This is a genomic window from Micromonospora sp. NPDC049107 (assembly GCF_040648595.1).
Classification (GTDB): Bacteria; Actinomycetota; Actinomycetes; order Mycobacteriales; family Micromonosporaceae; genus Micromonospora.
In genome coordinates, this window is record NZ_JBEZEC010000015.1 from 129,896 (window position 1) to 151,725 (window position 21,830).

At 70.0% G+C, this 21,830-nt stretch carries 23 protein-coding genes and 1 pseudogene; 6 read left to right on the forward strand and 18 right to left on the reverse strand.

What is annotated here, in order from left to right:
• Nucleotides 1–68: 68 nt before the first annotated feature.
• From AB0B55_RS30205 to fdxA, 3 genes are read right to left on the reverse strand one after another with little or no spacing between them, the layout of a single operon-like run.
• Nucleotides 69–1,241: a prephenate dehydrogenase/arogenate dehydrogenase family protein gene (locus AB0B55_RS30205; RefSeq protein WP_357175390.1), complete on the reverse strand. Its 1,173-nt coding sequence runs from the start codon at nucleotides 1,239–1,241 to the stop codon at nucleotides 69–71.
• Between the two features lie 15 nt (nucleotides 1,242–1,256).
• Nucleotides 1,257–2,363, reverse strand: coding sequence for a succinyldiaminopimelate transaminase (gene dapC / locus AB0B55_RS30210; RefSeq protein WP_357175446.1), 1,107 nt, complete (start codon nucleotides 2,361–2,363; stop codon nucleotides 1,257–1,259).
• Nucleotides 2,360–2,686: a ferredoxin gene (gene fdxA, locus AB0B55_RS30215; RefSeq protein WP_007464872.1), complete on the reverse strand. Its 327-nt coding sequence runs from the start codon at nucleotides 2,684–2,686 to the stop codon at nucleotides 2,360–2,362. Before fdxA ends, dapC begins: the two co-directional genes overlap by 4 nt.
• Nucleotides 2,687–2,765: 79 nt before the next feature.
• Here fdxA and AB0B55_RS30220 point away from each other — a divergent pair, with 79 nt between their 5' ends.
• On the forward strand, nucleotides 2,766–3,722 hold the full coding sequence (locus AB0B55_RS30220; RefSeq protein ID WP_357126046.1) for a GNAT family N-acetyltransferase: 957 nt from the start codon (nucleotides 2,766–2,768) through the stop codon (nucleotides 3,720–3,722).
• Nucleotides 3,723–3,838: 116 nt separating this feature from the next.
• On the opposite strand, the gene AB0B55_RS30225 is transcribed toward AB0B55_RS30220, so the two are convergent.
• The 3 genes from AB0B55_RS30225 to mshB all read right to left on the reverse strand — a co-directional run bounded on the left by AB0B55_RS30225 (nucleotide 3,839) and on the right by mshB (nucleotide 5,765).
• Nucleotides 3,839–4,303, reverse strand: coding sequence for a hypothetical protein (locus AB0B55_RS30225; RefSeq protein WP_357175393.1), 465 nt, complete (start codon nucleotides 4,301–4,303; stop codon nucleotides 3,839–3,841).
• A gap of 80 nt (nucleotides 4,304–4,383) precedes the next feature.
• Nucleotides 4,384–4,821, reverse strand: a complete 438-nt coding sequence (locus tag AB0B55_RS30230) for a hypothetical protein (protein WP_357175396.1) — start codon at nucleotides 4,819–4,821, stop codon at nucleotides 4,384–4,386.
• 17 nt (nucleotides 4,822–4,838) lie between these two features.
• Nucleotides 4,839–5,765, reverse strand: a complete 927-nt coding sequence (gene mshB / locus AB0B55_RS30235) for an N-acetyl-1-D-myo-inositol-2-amino-2-deoxy-alpha-D-glucopyranoside deacetylase (protein WP_357175399.1) — start codon at nucleotides 5,763–5,765, stop codon at nucleotides 4,839–4,841.
• A gap of 87 nt (nucleotides 5,766–5,852) precedes the next feature.
• On the opposite strand from mshB, the gene AB0B55_RS30240 reads away from it, so the two are divergent.
• Entirely contained in the window at nucleotides 5,853–7,997 is a 2,145-nt protein-coding gene (locus tag AB0B55_RS30240; RefSeq protein ID WP_357175402.1) for a prolyl oligopeptidase family serine peptidase, read from the forward strand.
• 113 nt (nucleotides 7,998–8,110) lie between these two features.
• Nucleotides 8,111–9,031: an alpha/beta hydrolase gene (locus AB0B55_RS30245; protein ID WP_357175405.1), complete on the forward strand. Its 921-nt coding sequence runs from the start codon at nucleotides 8,111–8,113 to the stop codon at nucleotides 9,029–9,031.
• Between the two features lie 105 nt (nucleotides 9,032–9,136).
• Here AB0B55_RS30245 and AB0B55_RS30250 read toward each other — a convergent pair whose 3' ends face one another.
• Together AB0B55_RS30250 and AB0B55_RS30255 are read right to left on the reverse strand one after the other, a co-directional pair.
• Entirely contained in the window at nucleotides 9,137–9,511 is a 375-nt protein-coding gene (locus AB0B55_RS30250) for a DUF805 domain-containing protein (protein ID WP_357126063.1), read from the reverse strand.
• 132 nt (nucleotides 9,512–9,643) lie between these two features.
• Nucleotides 9,644–10,285, reverse strand: a complete 642-nt coding sequence (locus AB0B55_RS30255) for a hypothetical protein (protein WP_357175408.1) — start codon at nucleotides 10,283–10,285, stop codon at nucleotides 9,644–9,646.
• A 53-nt stretch (nucleotides 10,286–10,338) separates the two neighbouring features.
• Here AB0B55_RS30255 and AB0B55_RS30260 point away from each other — a divergent pair.
• Nucleotides 10,339–10,530 (forward strand): annotated as a pseudogene (locus AB0B55_RS30260) (hypothetical protein); the annotation flags it as partial.
• 16 nt (nucleotides 10,531–10,546) lie between these two features.
• Here AB0B55_RS30260 and AB0B55_RS30265 read toward each other — a convergent pair.
• The 3 genes from AB0B55_RS30265 to AB0B55_RS30275 form a co-directional block, all read right to left on the reverse strand.
• On the reverse strand, nucleotides 10,547–10,972 hold the full coding sequence (locus AB0B55_RS30265; RefSeq protein ID WP_357126069.1) for an NUDIX hydrolase: 426 nt from the start codon (nucleotides 10,970–10,972) through the stop codon (nucleotides 10,547–10,549).
• 293 nt (nucleotides 10,973–11,265) lie between these two features.
• Nucleotides 11,266–11,922, reverse strand: a complete 657-nt coding sequence (locus AB0B55_RS30270; RefSeq protein ID WP_357175411.1) for an ATP-binding protein — start codon at nucleotides 11,920–11,922, stop codon at nucleotides 11,266–11,268.
• An 82-nt stretch (nucleotides 11,923–12,004) separates the two neighbouring features.
• Complete coding sequence (locus AB0B55_RS30275) at nucleotides 12,005–12,529, reverse strand: YfbM family protein (RefSeq protein ID WP_357126565.1); 525 nt, start codon at nucleotides 12,527–12,529, stop codon at nucleotides 12,005–12,007.
• Nucleotides 12,530–12,823: 294 nt separating this feature from the next.
• Here AB0B55_RS30275 and AB0B55_RS30280 point away from each other — a divergent pair, with 294 nt between their 5' ends.
• Entirely contained in the window at nucleotides 12,824–13,588 is a 765-nt protein-coding gene (locus AB0B55_RS30280; RefSeq protein WP_357126075.1) for a DUF427 domain-containing protein, read from the forward strand.
• Between the two features lie 130 nt (nucleotides 13,589–13,718).
• Here the strand turns inward: AB0B55_RS30280 and AB0B55_RS30285 are convergent, their stop codons facing one another.
• The 7 genes from AB0B55_RS30285 to AB0B55_RS30315 form a co-directional block, all read right to left on the reverse strand.
• A complete protein-coding gene (locus AB0B55_RS30285) occupies nucleotides 13,719–14,405 on the reverse strand; it encodes a uridylate kinase (protein ID WP_357175414.1) in 687 nt (228 codons plus the stop codon).
• Between the two features lie 39 nt (nucleotides 14,406–14,444).
• Nucleotides 14,445–14,744 (reverse strand): hypothetical protein, encoded by a 300-nt coding sequence (locus AB0B55_RS30290; protein ID WP_357175417.1) that lies wholly within the window; start codon nucleotides 14,742–14,744, stop codon nucleotides 14,445–14,447.
• A gap of 310 nt (nucleotides 14,745–15,054) precedes the next feature.
• Complete coding sequence (locus AB0B55_RS30295) at nucleotides 15,055–16,797, reverse strand: ABC transporter substrate-binding protein (RefSeq protein ID WP_357126084.1); 1,743 nt, start codon at nucleotides 16,795–16,797, stop codon at nucleotides 15,055–15,057.
• A gap of 146 nt (nucleotides 16,798–16,943) precedes the next feature.
• Nucleotides 16,944–17,930, reverse strand: coding sequence for an ABC transporter permease (locus tag AB0B55_RS30300; protein WP_357126087.1), 987 nt, complete (start codon nucleotides 17,928–17,930; stop codon nucleotides 16,944–16,946).
• Between the two features lie 10 nt (nucleotides 17,931–17,940).
• Nucleotides 17,941–18,948 carry an ABC transporter permease gene (locus tag AB0B55_RS30305; RefSeq protein ID WP_357126090.1) on the reverse strand — a complete coding sequence of 336 codons (1,008 nt, stop codon included), beginning with the start codon at nucleotides 18,946–18,948 and terminating at the stop codon, nucleotides 17,941–17,943.
• Nucleotides 18,945–20,000 carry a dipeptide ABC transporter ATP-binding protein gene (locus tag AB0B55_RS30310; RefSeq protein ID WP_357175420.1) on the reverse strand — a complete coding sequence of 352 codons (1,056 nt, stop codon included), beginning with the start codon at nucleotides 19,998–20,000 and terminating at the stop codon, nucleotides 18,945–18,947. Before AB0B55_RS30310 ends, AB0B55_RS30305 begins: the two co-directional genes overlap by 4 nt.
• A complete protein-coding gene (locus AB0B55_RS30315; RefSeq protein WP_357126097.1) occupies nucleotides 19,997–21,040 on the reverse strand; it encodes an ABC transporter ATP-binding protein in 1,044 nt (347 codons plus the stop codon). Before AB0B55_RS30315 ends, AB0B55_RS30310 begins: the two co-directional genes overlap by 4 nt.
• Nucleotides 21,041–21,256: 216 nt before the next feature.
• On the opposite strand from AB0B55_RS30315, the gene AB0B55_RS30320 reads away from it, so the two are divergent.
• Nucleotides 21,257–21,805 carry a Uma2 family endonuclease gene (locus AB0B55_RS30320; protein WP_357126100.1) on the forward strand — a complete coding sequence of 183 codons (549 nt, stop codon included), beginning with the start codon at nucleotides 21,257–21,259 and terminating at the stop codon, nucleotides 21,803–21,805.
• The last annotated feature ends 25 nt before the right edge of the window (nucleotides 21,806–21,830 follow it).

The following is a 21,830-nucleotide window of genomic DNA, read 5'->3' on the forward strand; positions in this document are numbered from 1 at the left end:
CGTCACCGCAACGCCGCCGGGTGCCGTCCGGGCCCGCCGCAGGCCGGCCAGTCCTGATGAAACAGGCCCTAATCAGCCAGCGGCAGCAGTGCCGGGTAGGAGACGACGTCCGGACCGACCCGGCAGCCGGTCAGATGGCCGCCGGCAACACCCAGTTCGCGCAGCCAGGCCACCTCGACGGTGTGGTCGCCGTCGGCCGGGAACTCCCGGTCCGCCGCGGCGAACCGCCGGTTCCGCAGCGCCGACCGCGCCGCGCCGGCCTGCGCGTACCGGGCGGTCAACCCCGTCGCGTCGGCGGACCGCAACGCGTCCGCCAGCTCATCCAGGAGTACGCGCACCTCGGCCAACTCGTCCAGCACCCGCGCCCGGTTGCCGAGCAGCATGTTGGCCGTCCGCTCGGCCGGCGTCCCGGCGACCCGGGTGCCATCGGAGAAGCTGCCCGCGGCCAGCGCCAACACCGCGTCACGCAGCGGCGACCGCTGCGTCGCACCGGCCAACGCGCCGGCCAGCAGGTGTGGAACGTGCGAGGCGAGCGCGGCCACCGAGTCGTGCGCGGCCGGGGACATCGGCACCACCCGGGCGCCGAACAACTCCACCAGGAGCCCGGCGAGCCAGCGGAAGGCGAGCGTCGCCGCGCCCGGCGCCGGGCAGAGCACCCAGGCGGCCCCGGCGAGCAGCGTCGAAGAGGCCGCCGCCAGGCCGGCGGACTCCGCGCCCGCCATCGGATGCCCGGGTACGAAACGCTCGGTGAGCCCGAGCCGGTCGGCAGCCTCGGCCACCTCGACCTTGGTGCTGCCCACGTCGGTGAGCACACAACCCGGCGCGGTCAGCTCGGCCACCTGCGCCAACGTCCGGGCAAGGGTGGGCAGCGGACCGCAGAGGAAGACCAGATCCCGACCGGCGACGGCCTCCTCGACGGCGTCCGGTGCCGACACACCGCACGACCGCATGCTCTCCCGGGTGGCCGGATCGGGATCCCAGCCCGCCACGTCGAGGCCCGCGTCGCGCAGCCGCAACAGCACCGAACCGCCGATCAGACCGGTGCCGACGACCGCCACCCGCGTCCGGGCGTACGCCCCGCCGGCCGCGGGTTTCCGGTCGTCCACCTCCGGGCCTGACCCGGCGGCCTCGCGGCGCTGGTCGCCCGTCTCGCGGCGCTGGTCGCCCGTCTCGCGGCGCTGGTCACTCGGTGGCGTGGCGGTACCGGCGTCCGGCGTCGGGACGGTCCTGCCGTCGGTCATCGCCGGACGCCCCGGTCAGGCCCGCAGCCGACCGGCGACCGCGGCGACGTGCTCGTCGGACTCGGTGAAAGCCACCCGCACGTACCGCTGGGCGGCGGGGCCGTAGAACGCGCCGGCCGCGACCAGGATGCCGCGCCGGGCCAGCCAGTCGACGGTCTGCCAGCAGTCCTCGTCGCGGGTGAGCCAGAGGTAGAGGCCCGCCTCCGAGTGCTCGATCGTGAAACCGGCCTCGGTGAACGCGGCGCTCAGCACCTCGCGCCGGGCACGGTAGCGCTCCCGCTGCTCGACGGCGTGCCCCTCGTCCTGCAGGGCGGCCACCATCGCGGCCTGCACCGGCGCGGGCACGATCATTCCAGCGTGCTTACGGACCTTCAGCAGCTCGGCGACGAGGGCCGGATCGCCGGCCACGAACCCGGCTCGGTAACCGGCGAGGTTGGACCGCTTGGAGAGCGAGTGCACGGCCAGCACACCGGTGTGGTCGCCACCGCAGACCTGCGGAGACAGCACCGAGACCGGCTCGGCCGACCAGCCCAGCGGCAGGTAACACTCGTCGCTGGCGACCACCGCGCCACGCTCCCGGGCCCAGTCGACGACCTTGCGCAGGTGCGCGGCGGGCAGTACCCGGCCGGTCGGGTTACCGGGCGAGTTGATCCAGACCAACCGGACCCGCGAGGTCGGCCCGACCGAGGTGAGCGAGTCGGCGCGGACCACGGTGGCGCCGGCCAGCCGGGCACCGTCCTCGTACGTCGGGTAGGCGATCGACGGCACGACGACCACGTCGCCCGGGCCGATGCCGAGCAGGGTGGGCAGCCAGGCGACCAGCTCCTTGGAGCCGATGGTCGGCAGCACACCGAGACCGTCGACGCCCGCGCCACAGGCCCTGGCCACCCACGCGGCGATCGCGTCGCGGAGCGCCGGGGTGCCGGCGGTCAGCGGGTAGCCCGGCGCGTCGGACGCGTCAGCCAGCGCCTGACGGATCACCGCCGGGACCGGATCGACCGGCGTACCCATGGAGAGGTTGATCAGGCCCTCCGGATGCGCCGCGGCCAGGGTGGCCGCGGCGTCCAGGGTGTCCCAGGTGAACTCGGGTAGCCGTGCCGAGACCGGCGCGGGCCGGTTCAGTGGCCCTCGCCGCGCGGCGGCTGCGCGGCGACGAAGGTCGCGTCCTTCTCCACCTTGCCAATCTTCGAGGCGCCTCCGGGCGAGCCCAGGTCCTCGAAGAACTCGTAGTTCGCGCCGGTGTAGTCCTTCCACTGCTCCGGGACGTCGTCCTCGTAGAAGATCGCCTCCACCGGGCAGACGGGCTCACAGGCACCACAGTCGACGCACTCGTCGGGGTGGATGTAGAGCATCCGGTTGCCCTCGTAAATGCAGTCGACCGGGCATTCCTCGATGCATGCCTTGTCGAGCACATCCACGCACGGCTCGGCGATGATGTAGGTCACCGGTCTTCTCCTCCGCAAGACGCGCCGCGATCTCCCGCGACGGTAAGAGCCTAGTATCTCGCCGGGGAGGGGGTCGATCGTGCTCCGACAGCAGGATGTGGGACATCGGATCGTAGTCCGGCGGATTGTGGGGATTCGCGAAGGCCGCCCGCTGTTCAGCGACGCCCTCGGCGAGCTGGTCGAGCTGAGCGAGACTCATCTCACCCTCGCCACGGCGCAAGGTCCGCTGCGCGTGCCGGTGGCGCAGGTGCACCGGGCGAAGCGGGTACCGCCGACCCGCCGGCCGACGGCCGCGGCGGTGGTGGCGCTGGAACGGGCCGCCAACGAGGCGTGGCCCGCCCCGACCCGAGGCCGACTCGGTGACTGGCTGCTGCGCTCGGCCGAGGGCTGGACCGGCCGGGCCAACTCGGCCCTGCCCATCGGCGATCCCGACCGGCCGTTGCCGGCGGCCGTGGACGCGGTCGAGCGCTGGTACGCCGAACGGGGTCAGCCCGCGATGATCAACACGCCGCTGCCGCTCGCCGCGCCGGTCGGCGCCGAGCTGGACGAGCGCGGTTGGACCACCCGCCCACCGACCCTCGTCCAGACCACGCCCCTGCCCCTCGACGCCCTCGCGCTCGGTGGGCCGGGCGCCGCGGTCGTCGAGGTGGTGACCGCGCCGAGCGAGGACTGGCTCGCCATCGCGGCCGGCCGCAAGGGCGGCCTACCGGATGCCGCCCGGCACGTGCTCACCGCCGTGGACCAGGTCCGCTTCGCCCACGGGTACGTCGACGGCGCGCTGGCGGCCATCGGCCGGGCAACGGTGACCGGCCAGGGCCGATGGCTGGGCCTCAGCCTGATCGAGGTGGTGCCGGCCGCCCGCCGGCAGGGGCTGGCCCGCCACGTGATCGGCGCGCTGGCCGCCTGGGGCGGATCGGCGGGCGCGACCCACGCGTTCCTCCAGGTGGAGCAGCGCAACACGCCAGCCATCGCCCTCTACCGAACGCTGGGCTTCACCACCCACCACACCTACCTGACGCGCGTCGCCCCGAGCTGACCCCCACTCGTCGATCTTGCACTTTCTGCGGCGACATAAAGGGCATCTGCCCTCATATCGACGACCGAAAGTGCAAGATCGACGCGAGGTTCTGGCTGGCGCGAGGCGCGAGGGCGTCAGCGGCGGACTACCCGGCGGGGCTTGGCGGCCTTGACCTCGGCGTACCGCTTGAGCTGCTGCGAGCGGTGGTCGAGACCGAGGGCGGTCGCCACCAGGTAGCCGCCCAGCGCGCCGAGGCCGGTGGCGAGCAGGTAGAGCCAGATCTGGGCGAAGAACGTCCCCGCGCCACCGGCGAACGGGCTGTGGCCGACGAGCAGCGGCCCGACCAACACGGTCAGGGCCATGGCGATCAACACCACGACCGTCACGTCGCCCGCCCAGACGGCCAGCGGCCGGGCGCGTCCCCAGCGAAAGGCGACCACGGCCAGGGTCAACCCGATCACCACGAACATCACCAGTGTGACCCGGTCGGCCGCAGCGTCGTCGCCGTCGAAACCGAATCGGGTGATCAGCCGGGCAACCACGTTGACCGCGAACAACGCTCCCGCGAGCACCCCGACATCACGCCACCGTCTGTCCATCGCACGACCTCCTGCCGTACGCCCCTCGTCGCGGGGCCGCTTCCCTGGCAGGAATATCTACCACTCGTAGCTGTGTGACGTCACCAGCCGCCGAGGGTGGACGGCGGGGCGAGGACCTGCCGGAAGCCCATCACGGCGAACGTCATCGCGCCGGCCACGATCATCGCCAGGCCGACCCAGTTGTCGCCGGCCAGCAGCAGGTCGCCCTCGGTGGTGCGGATGGCCGCCACCGCCATCAGGGCGAACCACGGCACCGCCGGCAGCGCCACCGCCCAGCGACGGCCGACCGTCTCGTGCGCGAACCAGCTCAGCAGGATGTTCGCGCCGACGGCGAGCAGCGCCGAGAGGCCGATGAGCTGCCCGCCGACCCGGACGGTGGCGAGTAGCAGCTCCAACACCCCCGTCACCACACCGGCCACCACCACGACGATCGCGCCGGCCACCCGTAGGCCCAGGTCCAGCAGACGCGGCGGCGGCCCCGCCGGCGGCGGGGCGTCCTCATCGTTCACGACCGACATCGGCGCGGCGGGCAACGTCACCGGAGACCGGCCGCCGCGACCGGGGAGCGGTCCGCGTCGGCCACGTCCGGCAGCCCGGCGAAGAGGTCTTCCTCCCAGCCGTACGGGCCGAAACCCGGCCCCTTCGCGCCGACGGCGAGGGTGAAGAACTCCACACCCATGAACTCGCCGCCGAAGTTGCCCGCGATCGAGTAGAGCCACGAGGTGGCCGGGATCTGGGTGCCGTGTGCCCGCATCGCCGCCTCCTTGGCCGCGTGCTGGTCGGTGCCGTCGATCCGGGCGGCGATCTGCTCGTCCGGAGTGCCGAAGGGCAGCTCGGCCAGGTCCTGGATGCCGGCGAACGGATTGTCCGAAGATTCGGCGAAGTGCGACATGCCGGCCTCCAGCACGCTGAGCGGCATCGCCGTCCAGTAGACCTTGGCCGGGGCGCAGCCCTCGAGAGCGGCCAGCTCGACGGCGCGCATCGCCACCCGGTGCGCCTGGATGTGGTCGGGGTGGCCGTAGAAGCCGTTCGGGTCGTAGGTGACCAGCACCTGCGGGCGTACCTCTCGCATGATCTCCACCAGGTGCCCGGCGGCCTCGTCGAGGTCGGCCTGCCAGAAGGCCCGGGGGTGCTCGTTCGTCGCGAGGCCCATCATCCCCGAGTCGCGGTAACGACCGGCGCCGCCCAGGAAACGGTGGTCGGCGACGCCGAGCGCCGCGCAGGCGGCCGCCAGCTCCGCGATCCGGTACCCGCCGAGCTGGTCGGCCTCGGCGGCGGCGAGCTGCGCGAGCGCCGGGACGTGGATCTCGCCCTCCTCGCCGAGCGTGCAGGTCACCAACGTGACGTGCGCGCCGGCGGCGGCGTAGTGGGCCATGGTCGAGCCGGTGCCGATCGACTCGTCGTCAGGGTGCGCGTGGACCAGCAGCAGGCGGCGGTCGGGCAGCGTCGTCACGACGGTCACTCTAACCGGCGGTACGGTCCGGGAGTCGTTGGACGCGTCCGCCCAGGTCGGCCACATCACGCCCGGCGCGGCTCTACGATTTGGCCTGTGGACTTTCCGGAGCTGGCCGCCCGTACCCGCCGGTTCAGCCACGGCGCGCCCCGGGCTGTCTCCGTGGCCGCGGACGGCTCCCGGGTGATCTTCCTGCGCTCGGCCGGTCCGGAGGATCCGGCGGACGCGCTCTGGCTGCTGGACGTGGCGACCGGCGAGGAACAGCTCGTGGCCGACCCGGCGGCCCTGCTGGGCGACGACGGCGACGTCCGGGCGCTCACCCCCGGCGAGCGGGCGCTGCGGGAACGGCTCCGGCTCAGCGCCGCCGGCATCGGCTCGTACGCGTTGGACGCCGTCGGCCGGGTGGCCGTGTTCGCGCTGGCCGGCCGCCTGTTCCGGGCGGATCTGGTGCACGGCGACGTGGTGGAGGTGGCCACCGTCGGTCCGGTGCTGGACCCTCGACCCGATCCGACCGGCGAGCGCCTGGCCTACGTGACCGACGCGGCCGAGGGGGTACGCCGGGGTGAGCTGCGGGTGATCGACGCCGACGGCGCCGACGCGCTGCTGGCCGGCGAGGACGCGGGCGTGAGCTGGGGGTTGGCCGAGCACATCGCGGCCGAGGAGTTCGGCCGGTACCGGGGCTACTGGTGGGCCCCGGACGGGCGCATGGTGCTTGCCGCCCGCGTGGACGAGTCCCGGCTGGACCGCTGGCACCTGCACGACCCGGCCGAGCCGGGCAGTCCGCCGACCGCCGTCGCGTACCCCCGGGCCGGCGGCCCCAACGCCGAAGTGAGCCTGCACCTGCTGGACCTCGACGACGGCTGGGTCGACGTGCACTGGGACCGGGAGACCTACCCGTACCTGACCGGGGTGAGCTGGGGTGAGGGCAGTCCGCTGATCACCGTGCTGCGCCGCTCGCAGCAGCACGGGCTGGTCCTCGCGGTGGATCCTCGTACCGGTGAGACGCAGGTGCACGCCGAGCTGGCCGACCCGCGCTGGGTGGAGCCGATCGCCGGTACCCCGGCGCACCTGCCCGACGGCCGGGTGCTGGTCGGGGGCGAGTTGGCCCACGACGGGTACGACGCGCGGTGCCTGTTCGCCGACGGCACGCTGCTCACCCCACCCTCGCTGTACGTGCGGCGGGTCGTCGGTCGACTGCCGGCCGTCAGCGGTCCCGCCGACCTGCTGGTGGAGGCGAGCGACGGCGAGCCCAGCGAGCGGCACCTGTTCCGGGTCCGTACGACGATCGGCGGCGGGGTGGACGCCCGGCGTATCACCACCGACTCGGGCTGGCACACCGCTGCTGTCGGCGGGGACGTGCTGGTGGTCGGGACGGCGTCGCTGGACCACGCCGGGGTGCGCTGGACCGTGTCGCGCGGCGGCCAGGAGCTGACCGAGCTGCGGTCGTTGGCCGCCGAGCCGCCGTACTCGCCGCTGCCGCTGCTGGAACGGGTGACCGACCGGCGGTTGCCGGCGGCGGTGCTCTACCCGGACAACCACGTGACCGGCCGGCGGCTACCGGTGCTGCTCGACATCTACGGCGGCCCGGGGCACCAGGAGGTGGTGGCGGCGCGGGCCGCGTGGTTGGAGCGGCAGTGGTGGGCCGACGCCGGGTTCGCCGTGGTCACGATCGACAACCGGGGTACGCCGGGAGTGGCCCCCTCGTTCGAGAAGGCGATCCACCGACGGCTGGCCGACGTGATCCTGACCGACCAGATCGACGCGCTGACCGCGCTCGCCGGCAAGCACCCGGACCTGGACCTCGGTCGGGTGGCCATCCGCGGCTGGTCGTTCGGCGGGTGGCTGGCCGGGTTGGCGGTGCTGCGTCACCCGGAGCTGTTCAAGTGCGGCATCGCCGGCGCCCCGGTGACCGACTGGGCGTTGTACGACACCGCGTACACCGAGCGGTATCTCGGCCTGCCGGAGGACGGCATGGACGTGTACGCGCACCACTCGCTCATCGAGTTGGCCGCCGAGCCGGTCACCGGTCCGGACCAGGCCCGCCCGTTGCTGCTGGTGCACGGCCTGGTCGACGACAACGTGGTGGCCGCGCACACGCTGCGGCTGTCGGCGGCGCTGCTGTCCACCGGCCGGCCGCACGCCGTGCTGCCGCTGACCGGCGCCACCCACATGGCCGCGAACGGCACCGCCGAGCGGCTGCTCCCGCTGGAACTGGAATTCCTGCGTACGCATCTGCGCTGAGCGGCATTCCGCACATCGAGCCCACGGCCGCATGCCATGCTGATCGAAGGCGGGACCCGACGGCGCAATTTCCGGGGTGATACCGCGTTTCGCTATCCCGAAAGGAATCCAGGATGGTTGGCATCGCCCAGAAACCCTCGGTCGCCGCCGTCCAGGAGGGCGAATTTCCCGTCACGCACTTCCGAACCGCGACCGTGAACGGGATCGACATCTTCTACCGCGAGGCCGGGCCGGCCGACGGTCCCGCGGTCCTGCTGCTACACGGCTTTCCCACGGCGTCCTCGCAGTTCCGCCACCTGATTCCCCTGCTCGCGGACCGGTACCGGGTGATCGCGCCGGACCTCCCGGGTTTCGGCCACAGCGTCAGCCCGGACCGGTCGACGTTCGACTACACGTTCGCCAACTTCGCCGACCTGATGCACGGCCTGATCGACCAGCTCGGCGTGGACCGTTACGCGCTCTACTGTTTCGACTACGGAGCGCCGACCGGATACCGGCTGGCCCTCAAAGGGCCCGAGCGGATCAGCGCGCTCATCGTGCAGAACGGCAACGCGTACGAGGAGGGCCTGAGCGAATTCTGGAATCCGATCAAGGCCTACTGGGCGGAGAAGACCGACGAACGCCGACAGGCGATCGCGTTCATCCTCAGTTCCGACGCGGTGCGGTCGCAGTACACCCAGGGGGTGCGGGACCTCAGCCGGCTCGACCCCGACCGGTGGATCCACGACGAGACGCAGCTCGCCCGCCCCGGGAACGCGGACATCCAACTCGACCTGTTCTACGACTACGGCAGCAACGTCGCGCTGTACCCCGAGTTCCAGGCCTTCTTCCGCGACCACCAGCCACCGACGCTGGTGATCTGGGGCAAGAACGACATCGTCTTCCCGCCCGATGGCGCCCACCCCTATCAGCGTGACCTGCCGTCGGCCGAGTTCCACCTGATCGACACCGGCCACTTCCTGCTGGAGGACAAGCTCGACGTCGCCGCGCCGATGATCCACGACTTCCTCGACCGCTCGATCGGTCGCTCCTGACCCGCAGTGGTGACGACGCCGCAGGGCCCCTTTTAGACAGCGCTGTCTAAAAGGGGCCCTGCCCGCTCAGCAGTGGATCCGCGCGGGTGGTGGCGCGGACTGCGGTCAGCCCTTGGGGCTGGGGCCGAAACGGTTCGCACCCGGCGTGCTGTCCTGCACGAAGAACACGATCAGGACGATGGCGCCGATGAGCGGGATCAGGGCGATCAGCAGCCACCACCCCGTCTTGTCGGTGTCGTGCAGGCGTCGTACCGCGACGGCCAGCGTCGGCAGCAGCAGCGCCAGGGAGACGACGAGGCCGATGAAGCCGCTCGACGAACCGTCCACGAAGTTCAGTCCCAGCGCGCTGTCCAGGACGGAGGTGACAATGCTGACAAGGACAGTGAACAGGGCGAACCACCAGTACTCGGACCGGCGGGCCCGACCCGCGAAGCCGACGTACTGACTGAGAACCGATTTGATCGCGGCATTGAAGGACACAGCTATCTCCCGTTGGGTGAGGGGCTTGCAAGCTCAACGCGGAGGCAGCCAAGCAGATCGATCTGGCGGGGGCAACGGCCGAGCGGCCGGATAGCGGTAGCTACAGCGCCTGACTGTCGGCGGTATCGGCGGCTACAGGCTCCCCGACTCCGGCCAGTGGGACCAGTGTGTGTTCGGGTGCGCTCTCGGCGCGTAGAGCGTGCGATCGCCGGTCGCCAGGACATCGGCGATCTGGCGGAACGTCTCGGACTGGCTCGGACGTGAGCCACCGGCCAGGTCAGGGTGGTGCCATTCGTCCAGCCGCAGAACCTCGGGCAGGTCGACGGGGACTCGGCGTCGCAGTTCCCGTTCGTCCGCCAGGAGAAGCTCGCGGTGACGCGGAACAAGCCGACGCAGTACGTCGATGAGATCCTCACCTGATTCGGCGGCAACGGCGATGTCCTGACCGCGGAGCACCAAGGGCCCTCCCCGGTAGGTCTCCGGCTCCTCCGAATCCTCTATCTCGTCCCAGTTGTCGACCCGATCGAGAAAGTCGCCGTTGTCGGTGCCAGGTTCGCCGCTGGTCAGGCAGTTGCCGAACACGAAGAGTACGTCGGTGAGGTTGCCGGCCCGTGGCGAGTAGCCGATCGTCTCGACGATGAGAGCCCATCGCCCCGCGTCCCGATATCCGTGCAGCCGAGCGTCGACGGCGTAGGAGTAGCCATTGTCGAGGTCCGGAAACCGGAACTCTTCGGCTGCGGCGTCGAACTGTTCGAGGATGTCGGTCGAGCGCACAGCCGAGCACTGTAGTGCCTAACGCGGTGACCGTGGAACAGACCGATCCCGCCGGCTACTACCGCGGAGCCCGTTACCACGGCGCCATCCAGCTTCTGGTGGAACCGACGGGCAGGCGGATGGCCGGAAAATGGGTCGGATTCGGCAAGGACATGGACGTCAACACCGGCCCATGGGAACTGACCTTTCGCGATGCCTCCACCTCGAAGGCGACGCTCGACCGGTACAACACGTCACCCGAATAGGGCTGCCCTCTTGTGGTCAGGCGCGAGGCTTGGCGAGCGCTCTGCTGAACAGGGCGAGGTAGCTGTCGTGGGCCAGGCACAGTCCGCCGAGCTCGTCTTCGGTGAACCAGCCGATGGCGTCGTGTTCGTCGGGCGCGGCGTTGACCGGGGACCCCTGCCACGCCTCGACCAGCCAGATCTGCATGTCGAACGTGTCGGTGTGCACCTCGTGCATCGGAGACGCCGAGGGTGCCGTGATGTCGATGCCCACCTCCTCCCGAAGCTCCCGGGCGAGCGCCTCGCCCGGTAGTTCCCCGGGCTCGACATGCCCGCCGGGCATGTCCCAGACGTCGGGGTACCACCGACGCCGCGGAGAGCGGTGACACAGCAGCACCCGGTTCCCGTCGCGCAACAGGCCGGCGACGATACGTGCCTTGGCAGAGCTGTCCACGGTGTTCGACACGGCCATATCGTGCCGCCTGTCGCGGCTCAGCGATGCCCCGCGCCCCGCGCCCCACCCCGCCCCGCGCCGCCCCGCCCCGCGCCGCGCCGCGCCAAGATCCTCACAACATCCCCGATGTTGCTGCCTCAGGGTCTCCGCAGGCAGCAACATCAGGGTTGTTGCTGCTTCAGAGGCTCGGCACACAGCAACATCACCGCTGTTGCTGCTTCAGAGGCTCGGCACACAGCAACATCAGGGTTGTTGCTGCCTCAGGGGCTCGGCTGGCACCACCGTCGGCGTCGTTGCTGGGGCGATCAGGGGAGATCGCGCCGACTCGGCGGCCAGCGGTCGGCGCGCCAGTCGTTCCAGGTCGCGAAACCGGCCGGTGGGTCGTCGACAGGTTCGGAGCCGTCGAGTTCGCCTGGCGTCGGGATGTCCATGCGGGCGGCCCAGTCGGCGAGTTCCTCGTCGGACATCGGCCATGTCGTGTGGGGCGCGTCCGCCTGGCGCTGATCCAGCCGCACACGCTGCTCGGCCGGGGTGAGTTCGAAGTAGCGCAGCTCCACCCGCGCGCCGAGGTCGGCCGCGGCCTGCCGCAGGGCGGAACGCTCGTCCCGACTCCAGAGGCCGAAGTCGATCACCACATTGGTGCCGAGTTCGAGGGCGCGCAGCCCGATCTCGATGAGTCGTCCCTCGATCACGTCCGAGGCCGCAGGCGGATTCTCGACCCCGTAGAGGGCCTTCACCCACTCGTCCTTGGTCAGCCGAAGCGCCTTCTGCTCGACCTCGATCCGGCGCGCGGCAGTGGTCTTTCCGGTACACGGGAGCCCCACCGTCAGGAACAGTGTCGGTCGCGTCAGCACGGATGCCATCCGGTCAGCATGCCCGGATCTGCCAGGTTGGCAGCGGGCATCGTCGTTGTGCACGATGACGTCGGCGTGCTGCTGTTCAAGCTCCACCTGCTCGCTCATACCCGAGTCCCCCGGCCGGGCCATCGCCGACTGTCGACCTCAGGCCAGGTTCGCACAAGTCCGCCGGAGAGCCGAGCACAATTCAGTCAAGCCAGCAGATCACCGCGTCGCCGTCACTGGCGGCCGCGGCGAAGAAGGTCTGGACGCCGGGCAGATAGTGGGCCACCCACGCCAGTTCGCCGGGCTCTTCCCAGGTGTGTGGGTAGACCTCGGCCAACTTCAACTCCTGGGGGTCGACACCCCCGATCAGGTTCTCCTGCGTGAGCGCGGCCAGGTGCGAGGCCGCGACCGTCACCTGCGACGGGGTGAGGTAGGAGGGCGGCCCGTAGCCCCAGTCGTCTTCGAGGTTTTCCAGGAAGTCGAACATCTCGTCGCTGTCGGGTTCGACGTCCGGCAGCTCCACAAAGCTCTCCGCGCCGAGGACCAGCGGAACCTCGAAGCCGAGCCGGTCGAGGAGGAAGTCGAGCCCGTGCCACGCCTTGTCGGTGCCGGCCCAGCGTCCGGAGTTGTCGTCCCGCGCGCTCATGGCGTGCTCGTAGGCCCAGCCGAGGTCCCCCTTGGCCCGCTCCAATTCGTCTGGCGAGACGCGCAACCAGTTGCCGTTCATGCTCACGCCGCCAAACCTAGATCCCGGCTACGACAGGACTCGCGCCGGCTCACCTCGGGTTCCAGGAAAGTGGGCTGTCGGGGCGGCCGGAACACCCCGATTTTCTGGAAATCGAGTCGATCAAGGGGCCGAGACGGCAAAGGGCCCCTCCCCACAACCTCTGCCGCGAAGGGCTCGTCACGAATGGCGAGATCGGTTACGGTCTCTGCAACAAACGCATGTGACGACGCGGGGGCCACCCTGACCGTTGAACCGGCGCCTGCCGAGCCGGCCGTCACATCACGGGAGGACAACGTGTCGGATTATCCGAAGATGATCGTCCCGGTCGACCACATTGAGCCGGTGCCTCGCCGGATCCGGGCCTTCCTCGGCGGCGAGCAGGTACTCGAAACCACGCGGGCGTTGTACGTGTGGGAATGGCCGTTCTTCCCGCAGTACTACATCCCCGTCGACGACGTGGATCGCAACCTGTTGATCGAGGGCCAGCACACCGAGGCGTCCCGGCGCGGGACCGCGCGGCTGCTCGGGCTGCAGGTTGGCGAGACGATCCGTCCTTCGTGCGGGCGGTTGTACGGAGATGACGCGCTGGCCGGGTTGGCGAACACGATCCGGTTCGACTGGGCAGCCATGGATGCCTGGTTCGAGGAGGACGAAGAGGTCTTCGTGCACCCCCGGAACCCGTTCTCGCGGGTGGACGCGGTGCGTTCCACCCGCAGCGTCAGGGTGGAACTGGAAGGGGTCGTCCTGGCCGAGTCGACATCGCCCGTGATGGTCTTCGAAACCGGTCTACCGCCCCGCTATTACCTCAACCGGACCGACGTGAACTTCACACACCTCGTGGCCTCGGCGACGAGGACCGCCTGCCCGTACAAGGGCCAGACCAGCGACTACTGGTCGGTCCGTCTCGATGACCAGACCCACCCGGACCTGGCCTGGTCGTACGACTTCCCGACCGCCGCACTCCTGCCGATCGCCGGCCTGATCGCCTTCTACAACGAAAAGGTCGATCTCTTCGTCGACGGCGAGCGACTGAGCCGGCCGGCAACGCCCTTTCACTGAACCAACCGCAGGCCCCGGCACCGCGTCGAACCGGATTCCCGGTGTACGGATGCCCAGCACGCTCGATCCGGTACGCGGGAGCCCCACCGTCAGGAACAGTGTCGGTCGCGTCAGCACGGCTCCCAACCGGTCAGCGTGCCCGGGTCTCCCAGACCGGCTTCTGCGGCTCGTCATTGTGCACGAGAAAGTCGACGTGATCGGTCGGGCGCACGGTGTCGAAGTAGAGCTGTTGGGCGGGGATGTAACGCTCCCGCCAGCGCCGTTCGACCTCCGCCCGGGATGACACCCGCCGCTCACGGATCACGGCACGGTCCACCGTCGTCTCGATCGCCGTGGAGACGAGAATGCGCAGCTCCCACCGATCGATCAGCTCCGGGCGCATGAGGAAGACGCCGTCGAACACCAGCACGGCGTCGGCGGGGGCCGTCCTGCTCGGCGGGGACAGCACGGTATCCGTTGCGCGGTCGTACACCGCGGGTTGGAAGCCCCGATCGCCGCCCGGTCCGAGGGGATCGAGCAGAACCCGGTTCAGCGCCGCCCAGTCGTGGGTGTCGAAGTAGCAGCCTTCGGCCGAGTACTCGCCGCGCGGATAGCGTCGCGCCCGCGGAAAGAGGAAGTCGTCGACCGTCGCGCGGATGACCTGGCGGCCCTGACTCCGCAGGACGGCGGCGAGTTCGTCGGCGAGGGTGGTCTTGCCGGTGGCTGGTGGACCGTCGACGGCAACCCGTACCGGGTGTGCGACATCAACGGACCCGACCGCCTCGGCGAGACGGCCGAGCAGCTCCACCCGGCGCGGCCCCGGCCGTACCTCACTCACCGCAACTCGCAATCTCGGATCTGCAGCCACAGCCTCACGTCAGTCGTCCTCGATGCGCCCGGTGGTGGGATCGACCATGGCCAGGAAATCCCGGATGTTCTTCCGGTGCTCCTCCAGCGACAGGTCCGGAGCCGAACCCACGCCGAATCCGTAGCCGGGCCTCGGCCCGCTGAGCCACGTGTAGTGGGTGCCGTTGCACTCGTTCGGGCGGAGAGCGAACAACTCTCCGTCGACGTCAACCGTGAGTGACGCGGCGTCGGCGGCATCTTCAGGATCGGGGTACAGGCTGGGCACAGCCTCCGGATCGGCGTTGCCGTCATTCGGGTAGATGGGCTTCACGTAGCCATCATCGCGCGGAGAGGACCATCCTGGCGGCCCAGCCGCAACTGCCCTGCTGCCGCACCGACCAACCCGCGACCACGCCGACCCACGACGCCGGCGGTTGCCGTCATGCCCGCACCAGGACGTCCGTCGACCCGCCGACGGCGGTGCGCGAGTGGGAATTGCCATTCCTACGCGGCACAGCCGCGCCGCCAGCCGTCATTGCGGGAACAGGTCCGCAGATTGCGACCGGACGGTGACCCGATCAGCGGAAACGGAGAGGCCCCCTTCCGACGGCATTGTCGGTAGGGGGCCCTCCTGCGACGAGCTACGGCTTGACGTACGCGTTGACGAACGCCGGGTAGCCGAACACGCTGGAGACGAAGACGCCGCCGGCCTTGGAGCCGTGCACGTGGTACGCCACGTCGACGTACATCGGCACCACGGGCGCGTGCTCCTTCATGATCCGCTCGTCCAGCTTGGCCCACTCCGGGCCCTGCTCGGACGGGGCGAGCGCCAGGATCCGGTCCATCTCGGCGTTGATCGTCGGGTCGTTGAAGTAGGACTGGTTGCTGTTGCCCTCGGCCTTGATGCTGCGGCCGTCGTACAGCACCGGCAGGATCGCCGCGCCGCTCGGCCAGTCCGCCGCCCAGTTACCGATGTACAGGTCCCACGGGTTGTCCTTCTTCTTGATCTCGTCGAGCTTCGCGTCGTCGGAGATGTTCCGCAACGTGATCTTGAAGCCGGCGCGCTCCAGGTTGGCCTTGAGCTGGGCGCCCTGCTGCTGCTCGGTCGAGTTGTCGGCGACACCGAGGACCAGCTCGGGAGTCTGCCCGCCGAGCAGCTCCTTGGCCTTGGCGACGTCGCCGTTGGGGCCCGCCGGGTACGCCTCGTACGCCTTGTAGCCGATCGTGGCCGGCGGCATCAGCGTGGTCAGCGGGGCGGCGACGTTCTGGCCGCCGAGCGCCTTGACCATGCCCTCCCGGTCGATGGCGTAGTTGAGCGCCTGCCGGATCTTGAGGTCCTTGACCCGCTGGTTGTTGATGACGAGCTGGTTGGCGCTCGGCGTCGGCGAGAGGATGCTGCGCGACTTCAGCGTGGCGTCCCCGGCCACCTTGGCGACCAGCGAGGCGGGTACGGCGTTGAAGGCGAGCGCGCTCTGGTCGGCGCCGTTGTCGGCGATGACCCGGTTGTTGGCGGCGTCCGCGGTCGGGCCGAAGCTCCAGACGAACTGGTCCGGGTACTGGTGCCGGACCGGGTCGGTGTTCGGGTCCCAGTTGGTGTTGCGGTCGAGCGTGATCTGGACGCCGACCTGGTTCTTGGCGACCTTGTAGGGGCCGGACGAGAACGGCTGCTTGTCCAGGTCGATGCCGGTGTCCTTGTCCGGGGGCAGCGGCGCGGTGGTCGGCAGCGACACGGCGAACGGCAGGTCACAGCGCGGCTTGGCGAACTCGAACCGCAGCGTCTTCGCGTCCGGCGTGGTGAGGCCGGGCGGCAGGGACGTCTTGTTCTTCTTGAAGTCCCACTTGGTGTCGAACTGCGGGGTGTCGGCCAGCCACTCCTGGATATAGGTCGGGCCGCCGGAGAGGTCGGGGTCGAAGGAGCGGGCGATGCCGTACGCGATCTCCTTGGACGTGATCGGCCGGCCGTCCTCGAACTTCACCCCGTCCTTGATGGTGAATTCCCAGACCTTGCAGTCGTTGTTGACGTTCTTGCCCGGCGTCTCGGCGAGGTCACCGACGAGGACCAGGCCGCCCTTGCCGTCGTCCTTCCAGGTGGTCAGGTAGCGGGCGAAGAGCGGGTTGGTCATGAGGCCGGCGAACGAGTACGTCCGCTGCGGGTCGAGGTGGGAGATCGGCGACTCCCGGATGATGGTGAAGGTGCCGCCCTTCGCGGCGCCGCTCACCTCGGCCGCCGGCCCCTGCGAGTCCTTGGGGTCGGTCGCGATGACCCCGGTCTGCTGCCGGTTGTTGTCCACCGTGGTGCCCTCGCCCGTGTTCTTCGAGCACGCACCCAACGTCACAACCAGAGCGATCGCGCCGCCTGCGGCAACCGCCACGCGTGGTCGCATGAAGTACCTCCTTCACCCATGTGTCGTGCGGTTCCGTCGGGGCGGGAACCGCCGACGTCCCGAGGATCGTAAGGAAGAAAACCTACAAGTTGTGTAACAGTTGTCGATAAATTCCGCCAGCAGCCACGCGCGGCACGGCGCACGGCTCAGCGCAGCCGCACCCGTGGGTCGATGGCCGCGTACAGCAGGTCCACCAGCACGTTCGCCAGCACCACGAAGACGGCGGCGATCAGCACGGTGGCCATGATGGTGGGCAGGTCACCCGAGCGCACGGCGTCCACCGCCGTACGCCCCAACCCCTGGATGCCGAACGTCGTCTCGGTGATCACCGTGCCGCCCAGCGCCCCGCCCACGTCCAGCCCCGCGATGGTCACCACCGGGGTGATCGCCGCGCGCAGCGCGTGTCGCCCGTACACCGTGGGTTTGGCCAGACCCTTGGCCCGCGCGGTCCGGACGAAGTCCTCGGACAGCGTCTCCAGCATCTGCGCCCGCGACAGCCGGGCGTAGATCGCCGAGAACAGGAACGCCAACGACACCCAGGCGAGCACCAGCCCACTGGCCCACTTCACCGGATTGTCGAACAGGGACGTGTAGCTGGGCACCGGCAGCCACCGCAGGTTGTAGACGAACACCAGCAGCAGCACCGCGCCGACGAAGTAGAGCTGCAACGACGCGCCGGTGAGCGAGAAGCCGATGGCCGCCCGGTCCAGCCAGGTACCCCGACGCAGCGCCGAGACCATGCCCAGCCCCACCCCGAGCAGCAGCCAGAGGATCGCCGCCGGGATGACGATGCTCAGCGTCACCGGCAGCACCCGGGCGATGGTGTCCGAGACGGCCTCGTTGGTGACGTACGACCAGCCCAGGCAGGGCGCGTCGCACCGGCCACCCTGGGCGCTGCCCAGGTCCCGACCGGTGACGATGCCCTTCATGTAGCCCGCGTACTGGCTGATCAGCGGGTCGTTGAGGCCCAGGTCGTCGCGGACCCGCTCCAGCCGCTCCGGGTTGCAGTTCTTGGAACAGATGCTGCTCACGGGATCACGTGGCAGGGCGAAGAACATCAGGAACGTCAGCACGCTCACCGCGAACAGGGTGAGCACGGCGGAGAACACGCGCTTGAGCAGGAATCGCGTCATGGCGAACCCCCTACCGGGACGACTTCGGGTCGAGCGCGTCCCGCAACGCGTCGCCGAAGAGGTTGAAGGCGAACACCAGCGCGAAGATCGTGATGCCCGGGAAGAACACGTACGCCGGGTCGGTCTGGAGGAAGTCCAGACTCCGGTAGATCATCCGGCCGAAGCTCGGCGTCTCGTCGCTGAGACCGACGCCGATGAACGACAACGCCGCCTCGCTGGTGATGAACTGCGGCACCGCCAGGGAGAACGACACCAGGATCGGCGCCCAGATGTTCGGCAGAAGCTGTCGGAAGATGATGTGCCCCAACCCGGCGCCACTGGCCTTGGCGGCCTCTACGAACTCCCGCTCGCGCAGCGCGATCACCTGCCCGCGCACCAGGCGGGCCGTGCCGGTCCAGCCGAAGATCGCGAAGACGGCGATCAGCACCCCCACCCCGAACGCGGACGACACCTGCCCCCGCTCGCCGTAGAAGCGCAGCGTGATCGTGGGGGTGAGCGCCAACGCGATGATCAGGAACGGCATGGCCAGCGTCAGGTCGGTGATCCAGTTGATCACCGCGTCCAGCCAGCCGCCGAGGTAGCCGGCCAGCGCGCCGAGCGCGATGCCGATCGCGGCCGTGATCAGGGCCGCGGCGAACGCGATGAACAGTGACGTGCGCAGCCCGTAGATCAACCGGATGAAGATGTCCCGGCCCAGCCCCGGTTCCAGGCCGAACCAGTGCTCCCCGGTGACCCCGCCGACGTAACCGAGCGGCATGCCGAAGCCGTCCAGCAGGCTCTGAAACTGCTCGCGCGGCCCGACGCCGTAGACCATCTCGATCAGCGGGGCGGACAACCCCAACAGCATGAAGAACACCAGGAGTACGCCGCTGACCACAGCCGTACGGTCGCGGCGCAGCCGCATCCAGGCGAGCTGGCCGGGTGAGCGCCCGACGACACCCTTCGTCGCCGGCCCGCTCGCCTCCGAGCCGGCCTCGATCTCGGCCAGCGCCACACCCTCCACCGGGGACAGGCTCACGACGACACCTCCTCGACGATCGGGGCCGCTACCTCGGGGCCGGTGCCGCCTGCTTCCCCTTCGGGGCCGGTGCTGCTTGCTTCCCCTTCGGGGAAGTGGCACGCGGTGGCCTGCCGGCCTCCGTCGCGCGGCGTCAGCGCGGGCTGCTCGGTGGCGCAGACGTCCTGCGCCTTCCAGCAGCGGGTACGGAACCGACAGCCCGACGGCGGGTCGAGCGGTGTGGGCACGTCACCGGTCAGCCGGATCCGGCCCGCCGGGCCGAGCTGCGTGACGTCCGGGATCGCCGAGAGCAGCGCCCGGGTGTACGGATGCTGCGGGCGCTCGTAGATGTCGTCCCGGTCGCCGATCTCCACGATCCGGCCCAGGTACATGACCGCGACCCGCTGACAGAAGTGCCGGACCACGGCCAGGTCGTGCGCGATGAACACGAACGCCAGCCCGAGTTCTCGTTGCAGGTCGCGCAGCAGGTTGACGACCTGCGCCTGGATCGAGACGTCCAGCGCGCTCACCGGCTCGTCCGCGACGATCAGCTTCGGCCGCAGCGCCAACGCGCGGGCGATCCCGATGCGCTGGCGCTGCCCGCCGGAGAACTCGTGCGGGTACCGGTTGTAGTGCTCCGGGTTCAGCCCGACCAGCTCCAGCAGCTCCTGCACCCGCGCCTTGATTCCGCCGGGCGGCTTGATGCCGTTGACCTGCAACGGCATCGCCACGATCCGGCCCACCGTGTGCCGGGGGTTCAACGACGCGTACGGGTCCTGGAAGATGATCTGGAGTTCCTGCCGCAGCGGGCGCAGCTCGCGCCGGCCGGCGTGGGTGATGTCCCGCCCGGCGAACTCGATGCTGCCACTCGTCGGCTCCAGCAGCCGCACCAGCATCCGGCCGGTGGTCGTCTTGCCGCAGCCCGACTCCCCCACCAGGCCGAGCGTCTCGCCAGGGCGCACGTCGAAGTCGAGCCCGTCGACCGCCCGCACGGTGCCGGTGGCGCGCAGTCCCTGCCGTACCGGAAAGTGCTTGGTCAGCCCACGGACCCGCAGCAGTGGTTCGTCGCTCATCGGGCCACCCCCACGGATGCCACGTTCTCGGCGTAGATCGCCGCACGCTCCTCGGCGCTCAGGTGGCAGGCGACCAGGTGGCCGTCGCCGCCCGCCGGCCGCAACTCGGGCACCTCGACACGGGACCGGTCGCCGACCCGGTCGTCGTACCGGCAGCGCGGGTGGAAGGCGCACCCGGACGGCAGGTTGATGAGGCTCGGCGGATTGCCGGGGATCGGCACCAGGTCCGCGTCCGCGTCGCCGTGCAGCGACGGCACGCTGGAGAGCAACCCCCAGGTGTACGGATGCTGCGGCGAGCGGAGCACCTGCTCCACGCTGCCGCGCTCCACGGCCCGCCCGCCGTACATGACCAGCACCTCGTCGGCGACCTGGCCGACCACACCGAGGTCGTGGGTGATCAGGATGATCGCGGAGTGGAACTCGGCCTGGAGGTCGGCGAGCAGGTCGAGGATCTGCGCCTGCACCGTGACGTCCAGCGCGGTGGTCGGCTCGTCGGCGATCAGCAACGCCGGGTCGTTGACCAGCGCCATGGCGATCATCGCCCGCTGGCGCATGCCGCCGGAGAACTCGTGCGGGTACGCATCGAAGCGGCGGGCGGGCTGCGGGATGCCGACCCGGTCCAGCATGTCCACCGCCCGCTGGCGGGCCGCCCGCCGACCGACCTTCGGGTGGTGCACCCGGTACGCCTCGGCGATCTGCCGGCCGACGGTGTAGTACGGGTGCAGCGCGGACAGCGGATCCTGGAAGATCATCGCCATCTCCTGGCCGCGCAGTCGGCGTACCTCCTCCTCGGGCAGACCGACGAGCTGCCGGCCGCCGACGGAGATCTCTCCGGTGATCGTGGCCCGCTTGGGGTCGTGCAGACCGAGGATGGCCAGCGACGTGACGCTCTTTCCGGAGCCGGACTCACCGACGATGCCGAGCGTGCGGCCCCGCTCGACGGCGAAAGACACCCCGTCGACCGCGCGCACGACGCCGTCCGAGGTATCGAAGCGGACCCGCAGGTCACTCACCCGCAGGTAGGGATCCGAGCTGTCCACGGCACCTCCCTCAGTGACGAAGAGAACTTACAACAATGTCCAGAGGGTGAAAATAAGCTACAAGTTCGGCACGTGTCAGCGGGCCCGAGCGTAACGACTCCGCATCAGCCCCGCACGCCCGTCACCTACGGCGTTCATGGCCTCGGACGCACGTCAGGTGCGACCATGGGGCGAGCGACCAGCAGAGGATGCACCCGGCACGAGGTGGAGGTGACGATGACCGCGGCGGTGTTCAACCACGAAGGCCCGTGGACCGAAGAGGATTACCTCGCCCTCGGCGAGACGCAGCAACGCGTCGAACTTTTCGACGGGAGCCTCCACGTGACCCCAGCCCCCACCCCCCGACACCAGCGCATCTCCCGCAGGCTCGGCAACATCCTCGAAGCAGCCACCGGGCCCGCCGGCCTCGAATTGCTGGAGGCGGTCAACGTCCGACTCCGGCCCGGTCGGATCCCGATCCCCGACCTCGTGATCACCGGTCCGATCGACTTCGACGAACTCAACGTCGAAGCGGGTGACGTGCGGCTGGTATGCGAGATCATCTCACCGAGCAATGCATCCACCGACAAGGTGTTGAAGATGCACTACTACGCCGCCGCCGGGATCGGGTGGTATCTGTTGGTGGAACAGGAAACCGGCGCGCTGCGCCTCTACCGTCGCCAAGGCGGCCACTACGTCGAAGTAGGGGCCGCGAAGCGCGGCGAGGTTCTGGAACTGACCGAGCCGGTCAAGGCCACCATCCGGCCGGAAGAACTTCTTCCCTGACGGGCGTCGGTCCGCTGCCCTAGGG